The organism is Synechococcus sp. N19 (genome assembly GCF_900474045.1).
Classification (GTDB): Bacteria; Cyanobacteriota; Cyanobacteriia; order PCC-6307; family Cyanobiaceae; genus Parasynechococcus.
On the sequence record NZ_UCNR01000009.1, the window covers coordinates 79,998 to 98,867 of the forward strand.

The 18,870-nt window shown below is 62.4% G+C and carries 18 protein-coding genes, 1 tRNA gene and 2 pseudogenes; 5 read left to right on the plus strand and 16 right to left on the minus strand.

The genetic code is table 11. From position 1 onward, the window contains the following. The first annotated feature begins 325 nt into the window (after positions 1-325). Entirely contained in the window at positions 326-577 is a 252-nt protein-coding gene (locus DXY02_RS05465; protein WP_244276191.1) for a DUF1651 domain-containing protein, read from the plus strand. Positions 578-1,915: 1,338 nt separating this feature from the next. On the opposite strand, the pseudogene DXY02_RS12925 reads toward DXY02_RS05465, so the two are convergent. The 8 genes and pseudogenes from DXY02_RS12925 to ftsH all read right to left on the minus strand — a co-directional run bounded on the left by DXY02_RS12925 (position 1,916) and on the right by ftsH (position 7,995). Next, a pseudogene (locus tag DXY02_RS12925) lies at positions 1,916-3,121 on the minus strand (VapE domain-containing protein). 3 nt (positions 3,122-3,124) lie between these two features. Next, entirely contained in the window at positions 3,125-3,343 is a 219-nt protein-coding gene (locus DXY02_RS05485) for a hypothetical protein (RefSeq protein WP_114988388.1), read from the minus strand. Positions 3,344-3,738: 395 nt separating this feature from the next. Beyond that, positions 3,739-3,811 (minus strand) — tRNA-Ala (locus DXY02_RS05490). Between the two features lie 60 nt (positions 3,812-3,871). Beyond that, the gene (gene lexA, locus DXY02_RS05495; RefSeq protein WP_114988630.1) at positions 3,872-4,495 is read right to left on the minus strand and encodes a transcriptional repressor LexA; all 624 of its coding nucleotides are present in this window, start codon (positions 4,493-4,495) and stop codon (positions 3,872-3,874) included. Positions 4,496-4,562: 67 nt separating this feature from the next. Beyond that, entirely contained in the window at positions 4,563-4,787 is a 225-nt protein-coding gene (locus DXY02_RS05500) for a hypothetical protein (RefSeq protein WP_114988389.1), read from the minus strand. An 11-nt stretch (positions 4,788-4,798) separates the two neighbouring features. Then, positions 4,799-5,116: a hypothetical protein gene (locus DXY02_RS05505; protein WP_244276165.1), complete on the minus strand. Its 318-nt coding sequence runs from the start codon at positions 5,114-5,116 to the stop codon at positions 4,799-4,801. A 2-nt stretch (positions 5,117-5,118) separates the two neighbouring features. Continuing rightward, positions 5,119-6,075 carry an ornithine carbamoyltransferase gene (argF, locus tag DXY02_RS05510; protein ID WP_114988391.1) on the minus strand — a complete coding sequence of 319 codons (957 nt, stop codon included), beginning with the start codon at positions 6,073-6,075 and terminating at the stop codon, positions 5,119-5,121. 45 nt (positions 6,076-6,120) lie between these two features. Further along, complete coding sequence (gene ftsH, locus DXY02_RS05515) at positions 6,121-7,995, minus strand: ATP-dependent zinc metalloprotease FtsH (protein ID WP_114988392.1); 1,875 nt, start codon at positions 7,993-7,995, stop codon at positions 6,121-6,123. 84 nt (positions 7,996-8,079) lie between these two features. Between ftsH and DXY02_RS05520 the strand changes: the two genes are divergently transcribed. After that, on the plus strand, positions 8,080-8,736 hold the full coding sequence (locus DXY02_RS05520; protein ID WP_114988393.1) for an SOS response-associated peptidase: 657 nt from the start codon (positions 8,080-8,082) through the stop codon (positions 8,734-8,736). 132 nt (positions 8,737-8,868) lie between these two features. Continuing rightward, positions 8,869-9,030: pseudogene (locus DXY02_RS05525) on the plus strand (ion channel); the annotation flags it as partial. Between the two features lie 2 nt (positions 9,031-9,032). On the opposite strand, the gene ribD reads toward DXY02_RS05525, so the two are convergent. Beyond that, complete coding sequence (gene ribD / locus DXY02_RS05530; protein WP_114988394.1) at positions 9,033-10,097, minus strand: bifunctional diaminohydroxyphosphoribosylaminopyrimidine deaminase/5-amino-6-(5-phosphoribosylamino)uracil reductase RibD; 1,065 nt, start codon at positions 10,095-10,097, stop codon at positions 9,033-9,035. Then, a complete protein-coding gene (locus DXY02_RS05535; RefSeq protein ID WP_114988395.1) occupies positions 10,097-10,585 on the minus strand; it encodes a DUF3122 domain-containing protein in 489 nt (162 codons plus the stop codon). The genes ribD and DXY02_RS05535 overlap by 1 nt, the downstream gene beginning before the upstream one ends. A gap of 208 nt (positions 10,586-10,793) precedes the next feature. Here DXY02_RS05535 and DXY02_RS05545 point away from each other — a divergent pair, with 208 nt between their 5' ends. After that, positions 10,794-11,636 (plus strand): helix-turn-helix domain-containing protein, encoded by an 843-nt coding sequence (locus DXY02_RS05545; protein WP_137024418.1) that lies wholly within the window; start codon positions 10,794-10,796, stop codon positions 11,634-11,636. Here the strand turns inward: DXY02_RS05545 and DXY02_RS05550 are convergent. The 3 genes from DXY02_RS05550 to DXY02_RS05560 form a co-directional block, all read right to left on the minus strand. Next, positions 11,555-14,053: a GH116 family glycosyl hydrolase gene (locus tag DXY02_RS05550; protein WP_114988398.1), complete on the minus strand. Its 2,499-nt coding sequence runs from the start codon at positions 14,051-14,053 to the stop codon at positions 11,555-11,557. The two genes, DXY02_RS05545 and DXY02_RS05550, sit on opposite strands and share 82 nt — an antisense overlap. Before the next feature lie 87 nt (positions 14,054-14,140). Continuing rightward, positions 14,141-14,383: a hypothetical protein gene (locus DXY02_RS05555; RefSeq protein ID WP_114988399.1), complete on the minus strand. Its 243-nt coding sequence runs from the start codon at positions 14,381-14,383 to the stop codon at positions 14,141-14,143. Then, positions 14,380-15,453 (minus strand): sulfotransferase, encoded by a 1,074-nt coding sequence (locus DXY02_RS05560; protein ID WP_114988400.1) that lies wholly within the window; start codon positions 15,451-15,453, stop codon positions 14,380-14,382. The genes DXY02_RS05555 and DXY02_RS05560 overlap by 4 nt, the downstream gene beginning before the upstream one ends. 32 nt (positions 15,454-15,485) lie before the next feature. Here DXY02_RS05560 and cbiE point away from each other — a divergent pair, with 32 nt between their 5' ends. Beyond that, entirely contained in the window at positions 15,486-16,769 is a 1,284-nt protein-coding gene (gene cbiE / locus DXY02_RS05565) for a precorrin-6y C5,15-methyltransferase (decarboxylating) subunit CbiE (RefSeq protein ID WP_114988401.1), read from the plus strand. Here cbiE and DXY02_RS05570 read toward each other — a convergent pair. From DXY02_RS05570 to DXY02_RS05580, 3 genes are read right to left on the minus strand one after another with little or no spacing between them, the layout of a single operon-like run. Beyond that, positions 16,753-17,196 (minus strand): DUF192 domain-containing protein, encoded by a 444-nt coding sequence (locus DXY02_RS05570; RefSeq protein WP_114988402.1) that lies wholly within the window; start codon positions 17,194-17,196, stop codon positions 16,753-16,755. The genes cbiE and DXY02_RS05570 overlap by 17 nt on opposite strands. A 6-nt stretch (positions 17,197-17,202) precedes the next feature. Continuing rightward, a complete protein-coding gene (locus DXY02_RS05575) occupies positions 17,203-17,880 on the minus strand; it encodes a winged helix-turn-helix domain-containing protein (RefSeq protein WP_114988403.1) in 678 nt (225 codons plus the stop codon). Further along, on the minus strand, positions 17,877-18,785 hold the full coding sequence (locus DXY02_RS05580; protein ID WP_006851915.1) for an NAD(+) kinase: 909 nt from the start codon (positions 18,783-18,785) through the stop codon (positions 17,877-17,879). Before DXY02_RS05580 ends, DXY02_RS05575 begins: the two co-directional genes overlap by 4 nt. Positions 18,786-18,870: the final 85 nt, after the last annotated feature.

An 18,870-nucleotide genomic window follows, 5' to 3' on the forward strand; every position in this document is an offset into this window, starting at 1 on the left:
AATGCCTAAATCTCAGACAGAGAGATGGCGTTCCTTCCTGAAGGGAAGACGACCTGTCCCAAGAAGCGCATCAGTAGTGATTTAGGAGATTCACTTCTCACCCGCCAGTAGGGGGGTGTCGATGATCCACTGTGGAGAAGACCTTGGTCCGAGGACCCAACGAGAGAACTCAACAACCAAATCTCGGAACTTCAAGCCCGAGTCGCCTTCCCACAGCACTGGAGCAGCGGTGAGCATCAGCAGCACATCGAAAAGCTCCGTCAGCTCACCTACGAAAAAAGCCGTCTGACTGATCGATCAGACTCCTCTCCTATGGAGCGAACTCATCACTGAAGAACTCTCCTACAAGTCAGTTGGTGCATGGCTTGCCAACGAACCACAGCAGCTCTACTACCAATTCACCGCTTCCAAGGATGGCTCTCAAGGCGAGTTGATCGTCATGCGCAGCTTCCATTGGCGACCACCTGACGACCCGATCCCTCAGGGGAGTCAACTGATGACAAGACAAGAGGCGCTGGAGAAATGGAATGCACTCAAGTCCATGGGTTGGAGGAGATGCGCCGGTCCACTTCGATAGGGCAGTCAACGAGATAGCCAAGTCCGTTAAGGCAGTTGGCAACTAAAGCAAAACCAGCAGTGGTCCAGAGTGCTGTCATGAAACAGCCGAACACTCAACAACTACGGGCTCTGCGGCTGTCTGCACTCGCGAGGGACTACAAGGTTGTCAATGCCATTCGCTCCTCGATCACTCAGGCCCCTGATGCTCTGGTTAAGGAGTTAATGGATGTTCATGGGTGGCCTGCGCATGAAGCTCTATGCGCAGTTCAACAGCTTCAGCAAGATGTCCTCGAGGACACGACGAAACAGGTATCGGCGTGAAGCAATCGCTCGCGGCGGCCAAGATTTGGTTGGGTGATTGCAGTCCTATTCACCTCTTGCCATCGCTTGAAGTGAGGGCTCACTTGCATTCGATGCACACACGATTCGTATGTCTACGTTGCGAGTGTCGTCCTCTTCAGGGACATGGGATTCGACGGAGTAGACAAGACAGACCGTTTCATCATTGCCGCCAGGCGACGTGCCGAAGCTGCATTACATGAAACGTCTCCAAAGCTGACAGCACTTGAGAAAGCGATGTGGCTCAAGTTGAAGCGAGGTGAACGCCCCTGCAAAAACAACAAGGCGTCCTAGGGAACTGCTCACCTGCACTTCAACAAAGGAGGAGGCCGCCCCTCCCAGGTGGAAGAGACGGCCTAGCTCGCTCGCTTGTACATCTTTAAACCCGTGATGTGATCAGGGGTTGAGAGGCCAGCCCACCTACGACAGGAATGGGGTGACCTCTCCTATTGCTCGCTTCCGACACCCCTGTAGTGGCAGAACAGGGGCCATGCCGTATGCCATTGCTGGCGTCGGGCGAAGTGTCGGGCTTTCAGGTTCCTGGGGCCATTACGTCCAGGTGTTGGGCTGGTCTCCTGCGGGGCACCTACGAACGGTGCAGAGGAGAGTCGACTGTTCTGACGTACTGCAGTGTCGTCACAGACGAGTAGCCCACGGTTGGGTGGAAACTGTTGGAGCAGGGACCTAAAAGTCAGGCGACTTCTACGGTTTGCTCAGGTGGAGTGTCGGCCGTCATTGGCTCCTCCGATCTCGATGGACTAACTCTCGTCAGCGGGAACGCACCAGGCAATCAGCCTTAACGCTCATTGCCTTTAAAGCCCGAACCATCCGATGTTGGTTTCGATTTGCTTGGCCAGCGAGACAGGGTCATAGATCTTTTGGGCGGCACACCAACACACCAGAAATCCAGCTTCCCTTACTCACATTCAGAGAAAACTCAGCACATTTGCGAAAACACATGTGCTGAGTGCCAAGTCGCTCAAAACCCCTGCCTTGAAAGGGCAAGGTCGACACAGGCTTACCTGGCGGCGCCTGTGTCTCCCGTGCCAGACCAGCGCCATTTACGAGTTCGACTTAAGCCAGGGCCTCTGGTGGCATTTCGCTCCTGGACAAAGCCCAACTCCCTGAGGCATTGAGCCATCTGTCGCATCTCCCGTTGCCCAGCCGGGCGACCTTCGAAGACCCCTGACTCATCAAGGGCGTAGCGAGTGACGAAACCACTTGAGCTTGCCTTGAGCTTCCCGAGGCATCTCTCCTCCACCGCTGAGAGGTAGATATTCTCGCTGCGGAAGGCTTGATTCCGCTGATCGCTCAAGGCTTGCTCAGCCTGCTGCAAGCAAGGACGCTTCCCTGCCCTGTATTGGGCAATGGCAGCCTTCCAGATGCGATCCCGATCGTGGCTCAGCTTGTGGGTGTCGATGACATGACGACCAACATCAACAACCCAAAACCTGCGATCGCCCATTTGGTCCTTGAGGAACTCATCACCGTTGACGGAGGCGACCATGATTGAACGTCTCTTAAGGCGCTCATAGGTCCTCCCGTAAGGCACACGTCAGAGGTCTGTCCTGGTGGTGATGTGGTTCTTGAGAGCCCCTGTCGATCTCTTGCCCGTGATGTGTTCCAGCTCTGCAAGCTCCGTGATCAAGACACGGTGCAAAGCCACAGTCATGTCTTTCGGCTGATCATGCGTAGAGGAAGAAAACCAATCAGGGTCAGGTACAAGCGCCTGGAAGCTTGAGCTTTTACGGATCCCTTGATCCCCCTTCAGCGTCAGAACAAAGTCGAACTGACACCCTGGTTCAAACACCCTCCAGACAGCGCCACGCAATACCGCGGCCCACATCGCGTCATACAGCGGGTCTGAAGTCCCGAAGTAATCCGCCGAGAAGGTCGACAGGTCGACAGGTCGAATTGATTCGTCCTGTTCGAGGTCCTCGAAATACCTCTGCACCGGGTGATAGCGACCCTCCCGCGCAACTTTCAGAACTGTGTCAGCAGCTGTTTTGGGATTGGCCTCATAACCAACCTCAGACAGGCCGATGTACGCCTCCTCAATGTCCGGAACCGGTAGAGGCCTGCCATCAAGCTCAACCTCCTGAGTCAGCTCATTGAAGGCCAGCTGATACGTGGCTTTTCGCCAAATCACACATAGTTCAGCAGGCTTCAACAGACGCTTCTTGGCTTCAACGCAAGGCACCAGGGCTTTAGTGAGATGTCTCATCGCTCAAGCCACCACTTGCTGAGAGCGAGCCTGAAGGCCACGCTGATTGAACGCAGCACGAATGCGATCAACGTCCCAGAGGATGGCGCTGTTCTTGCTGGGGCCCAGGTTGTAGTGGACTGTGTTTTCTAAGAATCCACCCTTGGATTCCATCTTTCGCTTCAGGGTGTCCGTGCTGATCCCTAAGTGATGGGCGGCATCGCCCGTACGCATCCAAGACATGACATGTCTGTGGTTTCGCGACTCCAGCCACCGCCCCCTTGTCCTAAGCCGGTTGGTTGATCCCTTTCACTCCTCCATGCTCTAGATGCCCGGGAGGTGAGCAGCCTTTATCCCGTAGCGCGGTTGTCCACTAACCACTCACCTGGCGAAACCCCATCACAATCCGCTTGCCAGGGTTTGCTTTAGGTGACCAAGGAGTGGGTGAGCACTAAGCCTTGGCCGAACGAGTCACTTTGGAGGAGAACCAGAGTTCGCTTGGTTAAACGCTACACGCAGCGTCTAGCCACAGCAAGCGTCGGCTCTTAGCCACACCTGGTGTGATCGATCCGCATGAGCCAATGGGACTCAATGCGGAAATCAGACTCACCGTCGTGAGACGGTGTCTGAGATCTCAATGGAGCCAAGGAGACTCGAACTCCTGACCCCCTGCATGCCATGCAGGTGCTCTACCAGCTGAGCTATGGCCCCATGTCGACGTGGTGGCTTCAGAACCGCCTTCGTCGTGTGACATCTTACACCGCGAGAGCCTCAGACCTGCCGCCAGACAGCAACCAAGCGACCCTGCACCTCCACCTGTTCGGCGGGAAGCTCAATCGGTTGATAGGCAGGGTTGGCAGCTTCCAGCACCACCGTCGGCCCCTGGCGATGGAAATGCTTGAGCGTGGTGCCACTGCCAGCCACCAGAGCACTCACCACCGTGCCGTTGCGCAGCCTCTGCGGATCCTGCACCGGCTCCATCAACACCACATCCCCATCGGCGATGTGGGAGTCGACCATCGAGTCACCATTCACCGTCAGGGCAAACAGGCCACGGGTCTCCAGCACCGGCGCCAGGTCGAGATGCTCCTGAACATCATCGAAAGCCGTCACCAGGCCACCGGCGGCAACGGCACCAAGCACGGGAATCCCGGCGGCACCGACCATGTCTCCAAGGAGCTGCAAGGTCCGCGCCTGGCCTTCCTGCCAGGTGATCCATCCCTTCTGCTGAAGATGGCGCAACCTGCTCTGGATCGGCGCAGGAGAGCGCAGTCCCATCGCCTGCATCATCTGGCGAATCGAAGGACTGTGGCGATGGGTGCCGATGTAGTCCGCCAGCCAGTCGTAAAGCTCTTGCTGAGCAGTGGTGAGGGGCTCTTGGGGGGCACGGGTCACCGCAAGAAAAAGTTTGGGCAATACATTTGTACCGTTCCTTGCCGTGTGCCGCAAGCGCTGGCTCAGTTCAAACCAGCTTCCACACCGCAGCTTCGGGAATGCTCGGCGCCAGGTTCAGGTCTTTGGGCTCCTTAAACACCACACGCCATTCCGGAACCCGGCAGGAGACATAGCCGGGATGCTCAATCAGCAGCCCCGGCTGCTCGGTTGTGCTGGCCACCCAGCCCGACATCCAGTGACCCTCCTCCTTGAGGCCTCCTTTGAACCAAACCCAGCAGCGTTCCTTACGCATCGCGATGCTCTTCAGCGGTTTTTGTAGGACTCAAGCTGTTGCGGACAGGCCGCCATCAGATATCCCATCAATTGCCCGGTAATACGGGACTTTTCCTGATCGGTTGGTGCGTTGGGAACATCCTCGTAACGCATCGAGTTGTCGCGCTCAAACATGGTTTTGAGCTCAGGATCCGGCAAGGCGTAAAAAGCATCCACACCCATTTCACAGATTTTCTCGGCCGTCCATCGGGCGATGGTGCTCTGCTGTTGTTTATCGGTGGCCTGATCCGCTGACGCTGCCACCGCATGGGCGGTGACGATCAACGGCACCAACCAGCGGTGGATCACCGTCACAGACCACCCATCAACACCGCCAACAGAGCCTGCTGCGCATGCAGGCGGTTTTCGGCCTGATCAAAGATGCGGCTTGCCTTGCCCTCCATCACATCAGCACTGATTTCTTCACCCCGGTGGGCCGGCAGGCAGTGCAGAACGATCGAATCGGCTGCCGCCTGCTCCATCAGGGCTTGATCCACACAGAATCCAGCAAAGGCCTGCTCCCGCTGCGCCTGTTCGGCCTCTTGGCCCATGGAGGCCCAAACGTCGGTGTAAACGGCCTGGGCACCCGCCACCGCCTCACGGGGGTCAGTCACCACCTCAATCGAGGCACCGTGCTGGGCCAGGGATCGGGCTTGTTCCAACACACCCGGCAAGGGCTCGAAGCCCTCGGGGCAGCCGATCCGCACATTCACCCCCAGCAACGCACCGCAGAGCATCAGGGAGTGGGCCACGTTGTTGCCATCGCCCACGTAGGCGAGGGTCTGACCAGGAAGGGCGCCATGGGCTTCCTGCATGGTGAGGAAGTCGGCCAGGGCCTGACAGGGATGCTCGAGATCGGTGAGGGCATTTATCACCGGCACCGAGGCCCAGTGGGCGTAGTCCACCAGTTCCTGCTGAGCGAAGGTGCGAATCGCCAACACATCGCAGTAACGGCTCAGAACCCGGGCCGTGTCTTCCAGCGGCTCGCCGCGGCCCAGCTGGGTGACGGAAGGATTGAGATCCACCGTCTGGCCGCCGAGGCGGGCCATGGCCACCTGAAAACTCACACGGGTTCGGGTGGAGGCCTTGCTGAAGATCAGGCCCAGCACACGGTTTCCCAGATCAATCCGACGATCGCCGCTCTTCAGTTGTGCAGCCAGATTCAGCAACGCTGCTGTTTCCACGGCGGAGCAATCCGCTGAGGAAAGAAAGTCACGTCCGCAGAGCGGAGAGAGGACAGCAGCAACGCCCGCAGAAGCGGTAGCCATCGCGACGGTTCAAAGGACTGTTATCGGGGATGAGGCCCGCTGCCGTCAAGCGGTCACACCGGACGGCAGCACACTCGCCTCGAGCATCTGCTTGAGGTCATCACCCTCGATCACCTCTTTTTCGAGGATCTTCTGGGCGATCGTCTCGAGCAGCGCCATGTTCTCTCGCAGGATCGCGAGGGCGTCGTCATGGGCCTGGTCCACCAGCCCGCGCACCTCCTTATCAATGGCCTGAGCCGTGGCATCACTCACCGAGCGGCGTGGGTTGTTGCCTCCACCAAGGAAACGGCCACCGCCCTGCTTGTCGTAGGCCAAGGGCCCCAGGGTGTCGCTCATGCCATAGGTGCCCACCATCTGCTCAGCCAGATCGGTGGCCCGCTGCAGATCGTTGGCAGCACCCGTGGTGATCTTGCCGAAGACGATCTCCTCAGCCGAGCGACCGCCCAGAAGAGTGGCGATCTGGCCCTGGAGTTCTTCCTTGGAATTGAGGAAGCGCTCTTCGGTGGGCAGCTGCAGGGTGTAGCCCAGGGCGCTCATGCCACGGGGCACGATCGAGATCTTGGCCACCTTGCTGCCGCCAGGCATGAGATGGCCCACGATCGCGTGGCCCACCTCGTGATACGCCACCACCTTCTTTTCATCGTCCTGAAGGACGCGGCTCTTCTTCTCCAAACCAGCCACAACCCGCTCGATCGCTTCACCAAGGTCCTGCTGCTCAACGCTGGTGCGCTGGGCACGCGCTGCGAGCAGGGCAGCTTCATTCACCAGGTTGGCGAGATCAGCTCCGGCAAAACCACTGGTGGCCTGGGCGACGCTGTCGAGGTCAACACCTGCAGCGAGCTTCACCTTCTTGGCGTAGATCTCGAGGATGGTCTTGCGGCCAGAGAGGTCCGGACGATCCACCAGCACTTGCCGGTCGAAACGGCCGGGACGAAGCAGGGCTGCATCGAGAACCTCGGGCTGGTTGGTGGCCGCCAGAACGATCACCGGCTTGTCCTGGGCGGTGAAGCCATCCATCTCGGTGAGCAGCTGGTTGAGGGTCTGCTCCCGTTCGTCGTTGCCACCGACGACGCCCATGGAGCCTGAACGGCTCTTGCCGATGGCGTCCAGTTCGTCGATGAAAATGATGCAGGGCGCTTTTTTCTTCGCTTCTTCAAACAGGTCGCGCACGCGAGCGGCACCGGCACCAACGAAGAGTTCCACGAACTCCGAGCCGGAAATGATGAAGAAGGGCACCTCGGCTTCGCCGGCCACGGCCTTGGACAGCAGGGTCTTACCGGTGCCTGGGGGGCCAACCAACAGCACACCTTTAGGAATGCGCGCACCGATCTCGGCATAGCGCTCAGGGCGCTTGAGGAAGTCGACGATCTCCGTGAGTTCCTGCTTCGCCTCATCCACGCCCGCCACGTCGGCGAAGGTGATCCGCGACTCCTCATCGGGCACATACACCTTGGCCTTGCTCTTGGTGAAGCTCAACGCCCCCTGAGCACCACCGCCCATCGAGCGGCGAGCAAAGAACTGCAGCACCAGGATGAAGATCAGGGGCGGCACCACCCAGCTGAGGATGGTGGTGAAGATGTTCGGCTTCTTCGGGGGAGCAGCCGCGAATTCAACGCCCTTGGTTTCGAGGCGTTGGGGCAGATCCATGTCGAAGATAGGCGTGGTCGCCAGCACCGGAGGCGTGCCCTCCTCGGGATCGCTCAGCTCGTAGCGAATCTGGTCTTGCGTGATGAAGGCCCGCTTCACCGCACCGTCATTCACCTGGTCGATGAACAGGGAGTAGGGAACCCGTGGGACCTGCTGCATGCCGTTGCTGGGGAGGAAGCTGCTGACCAGCAGCAACACCCCGAAGCCAATCAGCACCAGGTTGATGATCCCGAAGCGACGGTTCGGCTGGTTGTCGTCCTGGCGGATCGGCATGGAGGGCCCGAAAGTCCAGACACGCTACGTGGGATCTCAGGCAAACAACGGGTGTGAGAACCGAACGGCGCCTAGCTTCTGCCCATGTGTGGTCGCTACTGCCTCGACACGCCTCGCGCGGAATTGCAGCAGCTGCTGCGCAGCTGGTTGCGGCCGGAGGACAGCGCTTGGCTGGAGCATTACGCCCCCCGCGAGCTGATCCGCCCCCACGAACCGGTGCTGGCGGTGCGGCGTGAGCACGGTGAAGACCGTCTCTCCCACATGCTCTGGGGCCTTCTACCGGGCTGGGTCAAGGACCCGCTGCAAGCGCCGCGACCGATCAATGCCCGCGCCGAAACCATTGCGGAGAAAGCCTCCTTTCGCGGGCCATGGCGTCATCACCGCTGCCTTCTGCCCAGCACGGGCTTTTTTGAAAAGGGGCATCTGATCCAGCGCAAAGACCGGCAGATGTTCTGGCTGGCAGGTGTCTGGGACCGCTGGATCGGTCCCGATGGCAGTGAAGTGGAGACCTGCTGCGTGATCACGACGCAACCCAACAGCCTGGTGGCCCCATTGCACGATCGAATGCCGGTGATCATTCCCGAGGGATTGGAGAGCATCTGGCTGGAACCGGGTGATGGAGCCCACCGACGCGCCCTCGAGCCGATGCTCACGCCAGCGCCAGCGGAGCCATGGGACTGCCAAGCACTCAAGCCAACTGCCCCCGCCAACAAGCACCAGCAGCTCTCCTTGCTCAATTGAGCAAGACTTGATAGCCGTGGCTCACTGCCGAACCTGGGGCCAGCGACAGTGGCCAAGGTGCTGGTGGGACTGGTTCAGCGGCTCCTGCGGCGGGATTACACACAGCTGAAGCTGCTGCTGCTCTGCACTGTGATTGCCACCGTGGGCTTCGGGGACATCAGCCCGATGCTCACCCTGTCACGGATGGTGAGTGTGGCCACCAGCGTTGCCGGACCGCTCTACCTCGCTGCCGTGATGGGGGTGCTGATCGGCCGCTTCGCCAGCAGCCTCGATCGGCAAAGCCGGGACCGCTGAGCTCAGCTGCCGTTGCGCCAACGCAGCAACCAGTCGCCCCCCAACGCAGACGACTGATGCCACTGGCCCTGCAGCACCTGATCCATGGCGCTGAAGTTCAGATCTCCAAGGGGGGTGCGGGCCGCCATGCCCCCCATCAGCTTCGGAGCCACCACCGCTGCAATCTCCTGCACGCAGCCTTGCCGAATCGCCGCGGCCGCCAGCTCAGGGCCGCATTCCCAAAGCACCTGGTTGCACCCCCGTTCCGCGAGGGCCTCCATCAGCTGCATCGGTTCACAGGCCGAAAGCCCAAGTGCCTCAGGACTGGATGGAAAACGCCGGGGGTCGGCCTCGGGGCCGTACGCCACCAGGGTCGGCGCCATCGCGACATCCCAGAGCTGGGCCTGGTCCGGCAGATCCAAACTGCGGCTCAGCACGACCCGCAGCGGTTCCGGTGAACGCCGGCCCCGGCTGGTGAGCAGCGGATCATCGCCGCGAACCGTGCCGCCTCCCACGATCACGGCATCCATTCCGCTGCGTAGCCGATGCACCCAGTCGCGGGCGGGCGGACCGCTGATCCATTGGCTGGCGCCATTGGGCAAAGCAGTGCGGCCATCGAGGCTCATGGCCCACTTCAGAACCCCGAACGGGCGGCCGGTGCGAACGCGGTGCAGAAAAGCCCGGTTCTGCTGGCGGGCCTCCTCGCGCAGCACACCACTGATCACCTCCAGCCCCGCCTGCCTCAGCTGACGGATGCCGCCCCCGTCCACCCGGGGATCGGGATCCTCCAGGGCGATCACAACGCGGCCAATTCCCGCGCGCAGCACCGCCTCACTGCAGGGGGGCGTGCGGCCGTGATGGCAGCAGGGTTCAAGGGTGACCACAAGGGTTCCGCCTCGGGCCGCATCCCCGGCCTGCCGCAACGCACCCACCTCAGCATGGGCGTCTCCGGCCCGCGCATGAAAGCCTTCGCCCACAAGGCGCCCTACGTCATCGAGAACCACGGCCCCCACCAGAGGGTTGGGGCTGGTGTGACCTTCAGCAAGGGCGGCCAGGGCCAGGGCCCGCCGCATCCAGAGCTCCCACATCACTTTAGGGGGAGCTCCTGCAGCGAGCGCCATTCACCGACGACGTAGGGAGGGATTGGCAACTCGGTGAAGACACCCGGCAAGGCCAAGCGCAGCGGTCGGTTGTTGCTGAGATCGTCCAGCAGAGGATCGAGGGCAAATTCAGCTGCTGCGTCACGGCCATCGGTGGCCAGCACCGGATTGGCCAGGGTGATGTCGTCCAGCTGCCATTCGCGCCGACCCGCCAACACCTGGAGGCTCACCGGATGATCGAGCCGCAGTTTTCCGGGATAGCCCACCACACGCAGCACCACCGGCTGGCCGGGAGGGCCCTCGCGGTAGGCCACCGCCTGCCAGCTGTCGTAATCGAGGTCCCGCAGGCTCTCCAACGAACGCACCATGGCCACACCGGCCTCGTTCTCGTGCTGATGCACTTGGGCCCAGGCCAGGCCAGGCGTGAGCAGCAGCAGCCCGAGAGCGGCCAACAAACAGCAGAGCAAACGGCGCATGGGGAAGCGGTGAATCAATGAATTCTCACAACAAACCCGAAAAGAAGGCGATTCACGCCAACAATCAACCCATGGAGGTTGCATTTCACTCGGCTCCGGGCCTCAGCACGAGCCTGCAGGCGGTGGGCTTCGAGATGGATGTGGCCCAATTGAGCGGGGCCGGCTCGAAGGGAGCTTCCGGCTGGGTGGTTCACGGCAGCTGCCAGTGTTGTCCATCCAGACCAATCAAGACCTGCTTCTTCAGGGCAACCGACACCCTGGGGTGTTGCCCCTCAGCTTGAACACCACCGATCAGCTGCCGGTGGTTCGCGGGAAGGAAATACAACGCTGCTCACTGCATGGTTTTCATGCCGGCCTGAGCGACGCTTTTGTTCAGCTTGCGGCAGGGGCCCACATCCAGGTTGCCCTCGTCTCCCAGACACGATTTGAACAGCTCGCCACCTCCACCGGTGATCACCAGACGCTCGAGGTGATCCACAGGTCCAACTCCGCCAACCTCCACCCCCAGCGGTTTGAGGAGCTCAGCGCCTTGATCCAGGCCCAGCTGATGGGAGGGGGCCAGGAGGATCTGGTGGAAGTAGCGGTACTGGAGGCGTTGTCACCCCATCAGCTGCAGGGAACAGCCAGTGGTGAACTCGGGGTGGGGGCAGGACTGATGAAGGATCTGGTGGCGTGGGGGTTCAAGAACACCGGCCAAGCGATCACGCTCAACGATCTCAGCGCCACGATCTTCGCCTCGCGTTCTTCGATCGTTCACCACTGCCTCCAGAGCTTCAGCACCGGCCCTATGGCGTTGCTGAAACAGATCCGGCTCAGCCAGGTGCATCACGCCCCCAGCTCCCCGGAGGTGCAGCAGACCATTGGCAGCAACACCGTGCATGAAATTGCCTGCCATTACGGCTTCCAGAGCCGCAATCACTTCGCCAGGGATAACCGCAATCAGTTCGGTGAATCCCCCAGCGCCACGCTTCAACGGGCATCCGCTCCGGGGATGAGCGTCCAGTCGGTCTCCGTGGCCCAGAGCCCCCAGATGGCCATGGCCCTGAGGTAGTGACAGGCCCGGAAGGTGTTCACCGCCGTGATCGCCTCAGGGGTGCGGAACTGCAGACCACCGGAATACACCTGCTCGACAACCGCTGAGCAGATCGCTTGCGCCGTCTGCTTGTCTCCCATCAGGCGGTAGTAGCTGGCGATCCCGAAGTTGATCCCCGTCCACACCTCGAGCGGGTGGGTGCCATTGGGATCCAAGGGCGTTCCATCGCGGCGCAGGCCGTTGGCCACACCGAGGGATCCACCATCGAAAGCCTCGAAGCAGGCCTCCTTCACGGCCTTCAAGGTGCTGCGGCTGTTGTTGTCACTCACCACCGGCGGCAGGCCCAGGAGCCGTGCGTAGAAATCGCCGCAGAGCTGATCTGCCATTACCACCGGCGTGCCGCTCTCGGCATCAATGTCGTAGTACTCGCCGTTCCAGAGCAGCTTGTCGAAGTTGCCCCGGGATTGCTCCAGCCAACCGCTGAATTCACGTTGCTCAGCGGAGGTGTCGATCCCGGTGCTGAGCTGAAGCGTCTGAGCAATGGCCAGGGCTGCCTCAAGCGCAGCAATCCAGAGGGCACCGCAGTAGGCACTTACCCCTTTGAGGGGCCAGTCGTCGAAGGTCTGATCCGGAGCACCGCCGTTGTCGGGCAGGCCGTCGTTGTTCACGTCGAACGTCTTGAGGTAGCGCAGCGCCTCCACGGCCGCCGGCCAGCAATCGGCGAGGAAGCGGATGTCTTCACCACTGGGGGCGAGCTTGAACGTGCGCCACACCTGCAGCACAAAATCACTGCCGAGGTCCTTCCAGAGGTTGCAGTCCTGATAAGCGGTGTAGTTGGTCGCATCCCAGGGGATCTCGTTGGGAGCCCCCAGGTCGTGGGGGGTGGCTCCTTTCACCTTGCGGTCAGCCTCCACCCGGCCCTTGCCCTGGGTGAAGTACCAACCGATCGGGCGCTGGGTGGCATCTGCGGCTGGAATCGCCCGGGCAAAGCTGCGCAGCACGCCCTTGTCGAGTTCCGGCCAGAGCTGCAGCAGGGCCAGGGATCCGTAGAGACGAACGTCAAGACTTTCGTACCAGGCGTAGTCGAGGCACTCGAGAACGCCGAAACGACCGTAGGGATCCTCCGGTGATGCCGCACTCCAGAGACTGCCGCCACTGCAGAGGTCGTAGAGCTCATTGAACAGAGCCATCCGCAGCGGTTCCGGCAGGTCCTGGCGTTGCAGCACCGGCTGCTGCCAGGCCTCGATCTGCTGTCGCCAACTGCGCCAGTCACGCAGCGCTTCAGCGGCAATGGCAACCGCCTGGTTGGCATCCGCAGCGAAGAAATCGGTGTAGCGGCGCAGCGCCTGGCTGCCGGTGGCAAAAGCCGTCACAGGCAGATCCCAGCTGATCACCAGCGGAATCTCAATGCTCTGCCAGGGGGCCAGCTGACACTGCACCGCCAGCGCAGCACTGAGGGGATCGTCGGATCCACTGCGTCGGTCGTTGTTGCTTTCAGGGATGGAGCCATCAGCACTGAAGCTGTCCCACAGCTCACGCCCATCACCGCTGGGATTCCAGCGACTGCAGCGCTGGATCGTGACACCGGGCTGCTCGGCTGTGGCAATGCACCACTGGCCCTCACCTTCGGCAACGGGGTTGGAGACGTTGCCCTCCAGCACCACTCCCTTGAGGGAGCCATCGTCAATGCAACGGTTGCGCTGGCCGGTGGTGTTGCCGATAGCCGGGGCGTAGTTGTGCTCGGGGCTGCCGTCATCGCGGAAGTGAACCTCCGCCGAGGCATCGGTGTTGGTGAACCAGCCGGTGGTGTTGCGCCAACTCAGCAGCAACGACAAATCAAGAGGCTGATCCGTGGGATTGCGCAGCGTCCAGACGAACACCGCCACCGGGTAGCTGGTGCGCTGGTAATCACCCGGCAGGATCGGGCTGAAGGCCTCACAACGCACCTCTGCGTTGTACACACCCTCATAGCTGGTCCAGCTGAGGGGATAACGGGCGGAATAGGTGCCGGTGCTGTGATCCGACGTACTGGCCGGGTACCACTCCCAGGCATTCAGCGGCTGGCCAGCCTCCGGCCGCGAGGCATCCCGATCCGGCTGAACCGCCAGGGCGTGGGCGCGCTTGCCGCGGCCATTCCCTTCAAACAGAGCGAACTGGCAATCGGGAAGCACCCCAAACCAGTGCTCGCCGCCATCGAGGTGCCAGAGATTGATGTTGCCGTCGGGCGCCCGCCCGAAGCATCCAGCTCCAAAGCCCCCCAGCGGCATGCCGTGGTTGGGGCCGTCGTCGAGGTTGCTGGCATAGCGAACCGTGTAGGGCTTGACCCAGCCCAGGCCGAAGGATCGGCTCCAGGAGGCCTCCGGTGGCTGCCAGCCCTTGGCTTGCTTGCCGCGACCCAGCAGGGAGTTCAGAGCGGACCAACCGAACGAAGCCATGCAGGGGCCGAGAGTCGCCCCAGATTGCCAGGTTTGACGCGTTCAGCCAGCCGTTGCGATCAGCCTGCAGACATCAGCCCGCAGACATCAACCTGCAGACAGTGGTGAGGGATTATCTTCGGCATCCAGCAAGGCATCCAAAGTGACCGCCGTGCGGACCAAGGCTTGATAGCGATGCAGGCTGCGGCGGTTCTGATCCAGCCAACGGCCAGGGGCCGTCCCCTCCAGGTCGGGCTGATCGGGATCAAGCAGGGGCAGATCGTCCTGCTGAGCAATCAAGGCAATCACAAGCTCGTGCAAGCGTTGGCGACGATCGTGGGCTGGGGTCATGCCTCCTCCATCAGGTCGTTCAGGCGCTGTTCCGCCGCCAAGGGCAGGGTCAGCGGATCAGCGGTGTAGCTGCGGGCCTGGGCAATCCGAGCCGACAGCGGGGCCTGCGCCACTGGCCAGCTGCTGAGCCCGAGTTCGTCATAGATCCGTTTCAGCGCAGCGAGGGGGTGTCGGATCAACTCCTCACAAGGCAATTCAACCAACTGCCCCGCAGGAATCCGGTGCCGAGACGCCTCAAAGGCCTCAAGCAGCTTGCGATGGGCAGCCACCGTTTCCTCCACCTGGGTGACGGCATCGGGAAGGGGCTGAAGCCCCACCAGTGAACCCAACCGCTGCTTCACCTGAACCAGCGAGCGGATCGAATCCTGCCGATCACGCCGCAGGAGCACAAAGCGCGCCCTGGGGAAGTGGCGCAGCACCAACTCCACCCGGGCGGAATGAGCGCTGTTCTTAATAAGAAGTCCCGCCTTCCCATACCCATCATGGAGCCAGGTGAGCTTGGTGAAGTGCAGCCACTGCCGCTCGAAGGCAGCGGAGGAACCCAGAACATTGCGCCGGAAAAACCAGGGATAGGCCAGGGGGAAGGCCATGCCCGCCATGTTGGTGTCGATGCTGAGTCGGGCCAGACCAAGCTCATCCTCCTGGGGGTCATTCGGACCCCAGGGCACCGCGTCGATCGGCCGCTTCCGCGTCATCCACGCTTGAAGTGCCCAGCGAATCCAGGGTTTGAGCAGCAAGGCCACCTGCGGCGCCGTGGTGAGCGAATTGCGCGCCGTGGCCAGCGTGGGGTCACAGGCCAGCAACTGATGCAGATAGGTGGTGCCACTGCGCCAGTGACCAATCACCACAATCGGATCGTCCGGCAGTTCAGCCTTCCGCAAGCGGCGAGCCCACAGCCACGACTGCAGCCAAGCCAGGGGCTCCACCAGCAGGCCACTGAGTCCCATCAAAAAGCCCACCCTCCAGCAGGAGAGGGCCGAGCGACGCAGCTGCAAGCCTCGAAGCAGCACCGCAGGATGCAGGAAGCCCCTAGCCACCAAGCGATCCACCAGCAGATCACCCCCTGCCATGGCCCCACAAACCCTCACATCAGAATGACGGGATGATCGATGTGATCGGCACCGACGCCGGGGCGCCCGCCTCGTTGCCCGCTCCACAGCAGACATTACTGCGGGCGGCCACCGTGATTGCAGCACCGCAGCGGTTGCAGGCCGCTCTGCAGGACTGGCTGGGGAACGCCAAGCCCGAGCTGCTCAACAGCGATGACCCACGGGCTCTGGTGGACAGCCTGCAATCCCGGCCTGCGGAAAAGCCTGTAGTGGTGCTGGCCAGCGGCGATCCGCTCTGGTTCGGCCTGGGGCGCATCCTTTGCGACCGCATCGGGGCAGAGCGGCTGCGGTTTCATCCCGCCCCCACATCGCTGCAGCTGGCCTTCTCCCGCATCGGGCGCCCCTGGCAGGACGCCGACTGGGTGAGCCTGCACGGACGGGACCCCGAAATCCTGGCCAGCACCCTGCAGAAGCGACCGGCGGCCCTGGCGGTGCTGACGGACCCGAACCAAGGGGGCGCCATCACCGTGCAGCAGATATTGCGCAGCAGCGGGCTGGAGGCCAGCACGGACCTGTGGCTCTGCGAAAACCTCGGCCACCCCGATGAACGGGTGCAGCTGATCGCCCCACACGCCGCACTACCAACAGATCTGCAGCCGCTGCTGATTGCACTGCTGATCGCCCGCGAACCGGCCGCACCGGATCCGCAGCAACTGCCCTTGTTCGGGCTCGATGACGGGCTCTACCTGCAGCACAGCGATCACCCCGGATTGATGACCAAGCGGGAGGTGCGCATCCAACTCCTGGCCGAACTCGCCTTGCCGCCGCAGGGCGTGCTCTGGGATCTGGGGGCCGGCACCGGCAGCGTTGGTCTCGAGGCGCTGCGCCTGCGCCCAGGGCTGCAACTGCTGGCGGTGGAACGCCGCGCCGGTGGCGCGCAACTGATCCAACGCAATGCACAACGGCTCGGCGTCAGCCCTGCGGCGGTGCTGGAGGCCGACGCCACCACGGTGCTGAACGGCGGGCTCCCGAGCCAGCTCAGCCAGCCCGACCGGGTTCTGCTCGGGGGCGGGGGCACCCAACGGGAGCGCCTGCTGCAGGAGGTGCTGACGCGACTGCGATCTGGAGGTGTTGTGGTGATCCCCCTGGCGAGCATCGAGGCCTTGGCCAGCGTTCGGCCGCTGCTCGAGAACGCTGGGTTGGCCGTGCGCGTGCAGCAACTGCAAGCCTGGCGTGGACAACCGTTGGGGGATGGTACCCGCCTGGCTCCGATGAACCCCACCTTGATCGTGACGGGAACGAAGCCGGCTCAAGCCGGCTTCACGGGGAAGACTTGAGCGGGGTGATCCGAACCGGATCGCCGATGCCAATGCCAAGCCGCTGCGCCTCACCGGCACCGATCTCAATCACCGCATCAACGAAATCAGCCCGTCCATTGCCATCGGCATCGGCGGCGTAGGAGCGACAGGGCAGAGCAGCACAGTTGGGAACGGCAGGCACCAGATCGAGCACCCGCCCATCGCGCACAAAGATCATGTCCAGAGGCGCGAGGGTGTTGAACATCCAGAAGCGCTGCGGCTGGGGGGTGGCAAAGGGAAACCACATCCCGCGCAAGGGCGGCAGAGCCGGCCTCTGCATCAAGCCCAGCCGCTGCTGCTCCAGACTGCGGGCCACCTCGAGATCAATGCAACGCTGCTGGGCCACGCACCAGCGGGCCTCAACCGGCAGCCATTGCGGCGGTGACTCAGGGGGCAGAGCATCCATGGCCGCTCAAGCCTCCGGCAACACCTGCCCGAGGCGATAGCCCCGGCCGCGCACGGTGTGCAGCAAACGGCGTTCTCCACCGGCCTCCAGCTTCTGGCGGAGATATCGCACGTACACCTCCACAACATTGCTGCTGGAACGCTCCCCCTGCCACACCTCCTGAAGCAGCAGCTCGCGGCTCAACACCTGGCCGCGCCGCCGCAAGAGCACCTGCAACAGCATGAATTCCCTGGCCGTCAACGCCACGACACGGTCTCCCCGCCGCACTGTTCGGTTGGCGGGATCGACACTGAGATCTTCCAGCTCAAGCAGCGCCGGTCGCTGCCCCGAGCGCTGTTGAATCGTGCGGTGCAGGCGCAGACGCAACAACAGATCGCTGGGCCCGATCTCCGAGAGCCAGAAATCATCGGCACCGCTTCCCAGGCAGGCGGCGCGAGCCTCAACGCTGTCGCGTTCCAGATCCAACAGGATCGGCATGGCCCCGAAACGGCTGCGCAGGTCTTGAATCAATGCGGCCTGATCGGCCGCCAGCACAGCGGCTACTGGAGATTCACCCGGTTCAGGGGCATGGGCCGAGGGCCCGGCACTGAGCCAATCGAGGGTGGCGTAGCCCGATGCAGCGAGACGGGGCGCCAGCGACACCGCCGAAGGGCCTGCCAACAGCAACAGGAGATCAGCGTTCATTCCCGCTCGGGCTTGGCAATGTGGGGCAGGCCCCAACCCAGTTTGTTGCGCAGCACCTGGAAGAACTCATGGTCGGCGAGGCGCACAAAGCGCACGGGGTGATCGCTGCGACGGATCAGCACCCGATCTTCCGGCCAGACGTAGCAACCGGCACTGCCGTCCACCACCATCATCAGCCGCTCCGGCGTGGCTGGAAAAATCGTGACGGGTTCACGGTCGCTGAACACCAGGGCGCGGGAGGCCAGGGAATGGGGCGCGATCGGGGTGAGTTGCAGCACCGGACAATCCGGCGTGATCACCGGCCCACCGGAGCTGAGGGCGTAGGCCGTTGATCCCGTCGGCGTGGAGAGGATCACACCATCGGCGGCGATGTCCACAGGGGCGTGGCGGCCGATGGCGATCTCGAAGTGGCACATGCTCGTGAGCGGCTCACGGTGCAGGGCCATCTCGTTGAGGGACAGCGCCTCCCAGCGTCGCTGATCGCCCCGCATCACGCTCACCACAAGGTTGCTGCGTTCCTCGATCGTCCATTGCTGGGTGAGCACCACATCGAGGGCGCGATCCAGATCATCGAGATAGGCCTCGGCCAGGAATCCCAGGTGGCCGGTGTTGATCGTGAGAATCGGAATCCCCACAGGGGCGGTCTGCCGCGCGGCGGAAAGCACCGTGCCGTCACCCCCCAGCACGATGGCCAACACCATCGATTGATCGAAGCCCTTGGGCACACAGGCGCTGTAGCCGCGCAGCCGCAGGTGCTGATCGGGGTTGGCAAAGCCCACCATGCCCCCGGAACTGCTGGCCCGCTCCACGGCATGGCCGGCAGCCTCCAGGCGCTGCTGAATCGTGTCCGCCGTCTGCACCGCCAGCGGCTTGCCGTCATTGACGATCAGTCCGATCCGGGGCACTGATCCACGACGGGTAGAGGTCAGCCTCAGCCTATGGGACGCGCGAGAACTGAACGACGCTCAGTAACGAAGTAATGAAGGTTCC

Bases quoted from the DNA above. Each gene is read 5' to 3' on its own strand.
- DXY02_RS05485 (WP_114988388.1), bottom strand. From the start codon at position 3,343: ATGTCTTGGATGCGTACGGGCGATGCCGCCCATCACTTAGGGATCAGC.
- DXY02_RS05500 (WP_114988389.1), bottom strand. From the start codon at position 4,787: ATGCGTAAGGAACGCTGCTGGGTTTGGTTCAAAGGAGGCCTCAAGGAG.
- argF (WP_114988391.1), bottom strand. From the start codon at position 6,075: ATGGCTACCGCTTCTGCGGGCGTTGCTGCTGTCCTCTCTCCGCTCTGC.
- ftsH (WP_114988392.1), bottom strand. From the start codon at position 7,995: ATGCCGATCCGCCAGGACGACAACCAGCCGAACCGTCGCTTCGGGATC.
- DXY02_RS05520 (WP_114988393.1), top strand. From the start codon at position 8,080: ATGTGTGGTCGCTACTGCCTCGACACGCCTCGCGCGGAATTGCAGCAG.
- ribD (WP_114988394.1), bottom strand. From the start codon at position 10,097: ATGTGGGAGCTCTGGATGCGGCGGGCCCTGGCCCTGGCCGCCCTTGCT.
- DXY02_RS05535 (WP_114988395.1), bottom strand. From the start codon at position 10,585: ATGCGCCGTTTGCTCTGCTGTTTGTTGGCCGCTCTCGGGCTGCTGCTG.
- DXY02_RS05550 (WP_114988398.1), bottom strand. From the start codon at position 14,053: ATGGCTTCGTTCGGTTGGTCCGCTCTGAACTCCCTGCTGGGTCGCGGC.
- DXY02_RS05555 (WP_114988399.1), bottom strand. From the start codon at position 14,383: ATGACCCCAGCCCACGATCGTCGCCAACGCTTGCACGAGCTTGTGATT.
- DXY02_RS05560 (WP_114988400.1), bottom strand. From the start codon at position 15,453: ATGGCAGGGGGTGATCTGCTGGTGGATCGCTTGGTGGCTAGGGGCTTC.
- cbiE (WP_114988401.1), top strand. From the start codon at position 15,486: ATGATCGATGTGATCGGCACCGACGCCGGGGCGCCCGCCTCGTTGCCC.
- DXY02_RS05570 (WP_114988402.1), bottom strand. From the start codon at position 17,196: ATGGATGCTCTGCCCCCTGAGTCACCGCCGCAATGGCTGCCGGTTGAG.
- DXY02_RS05575 (WP_114988403.1), bottom strand. From the start codon at position 17,880: ATGAACGCTGATCTCCTGTTGCTGTTGGCAGGCCCTTCGGCGGTGTCG.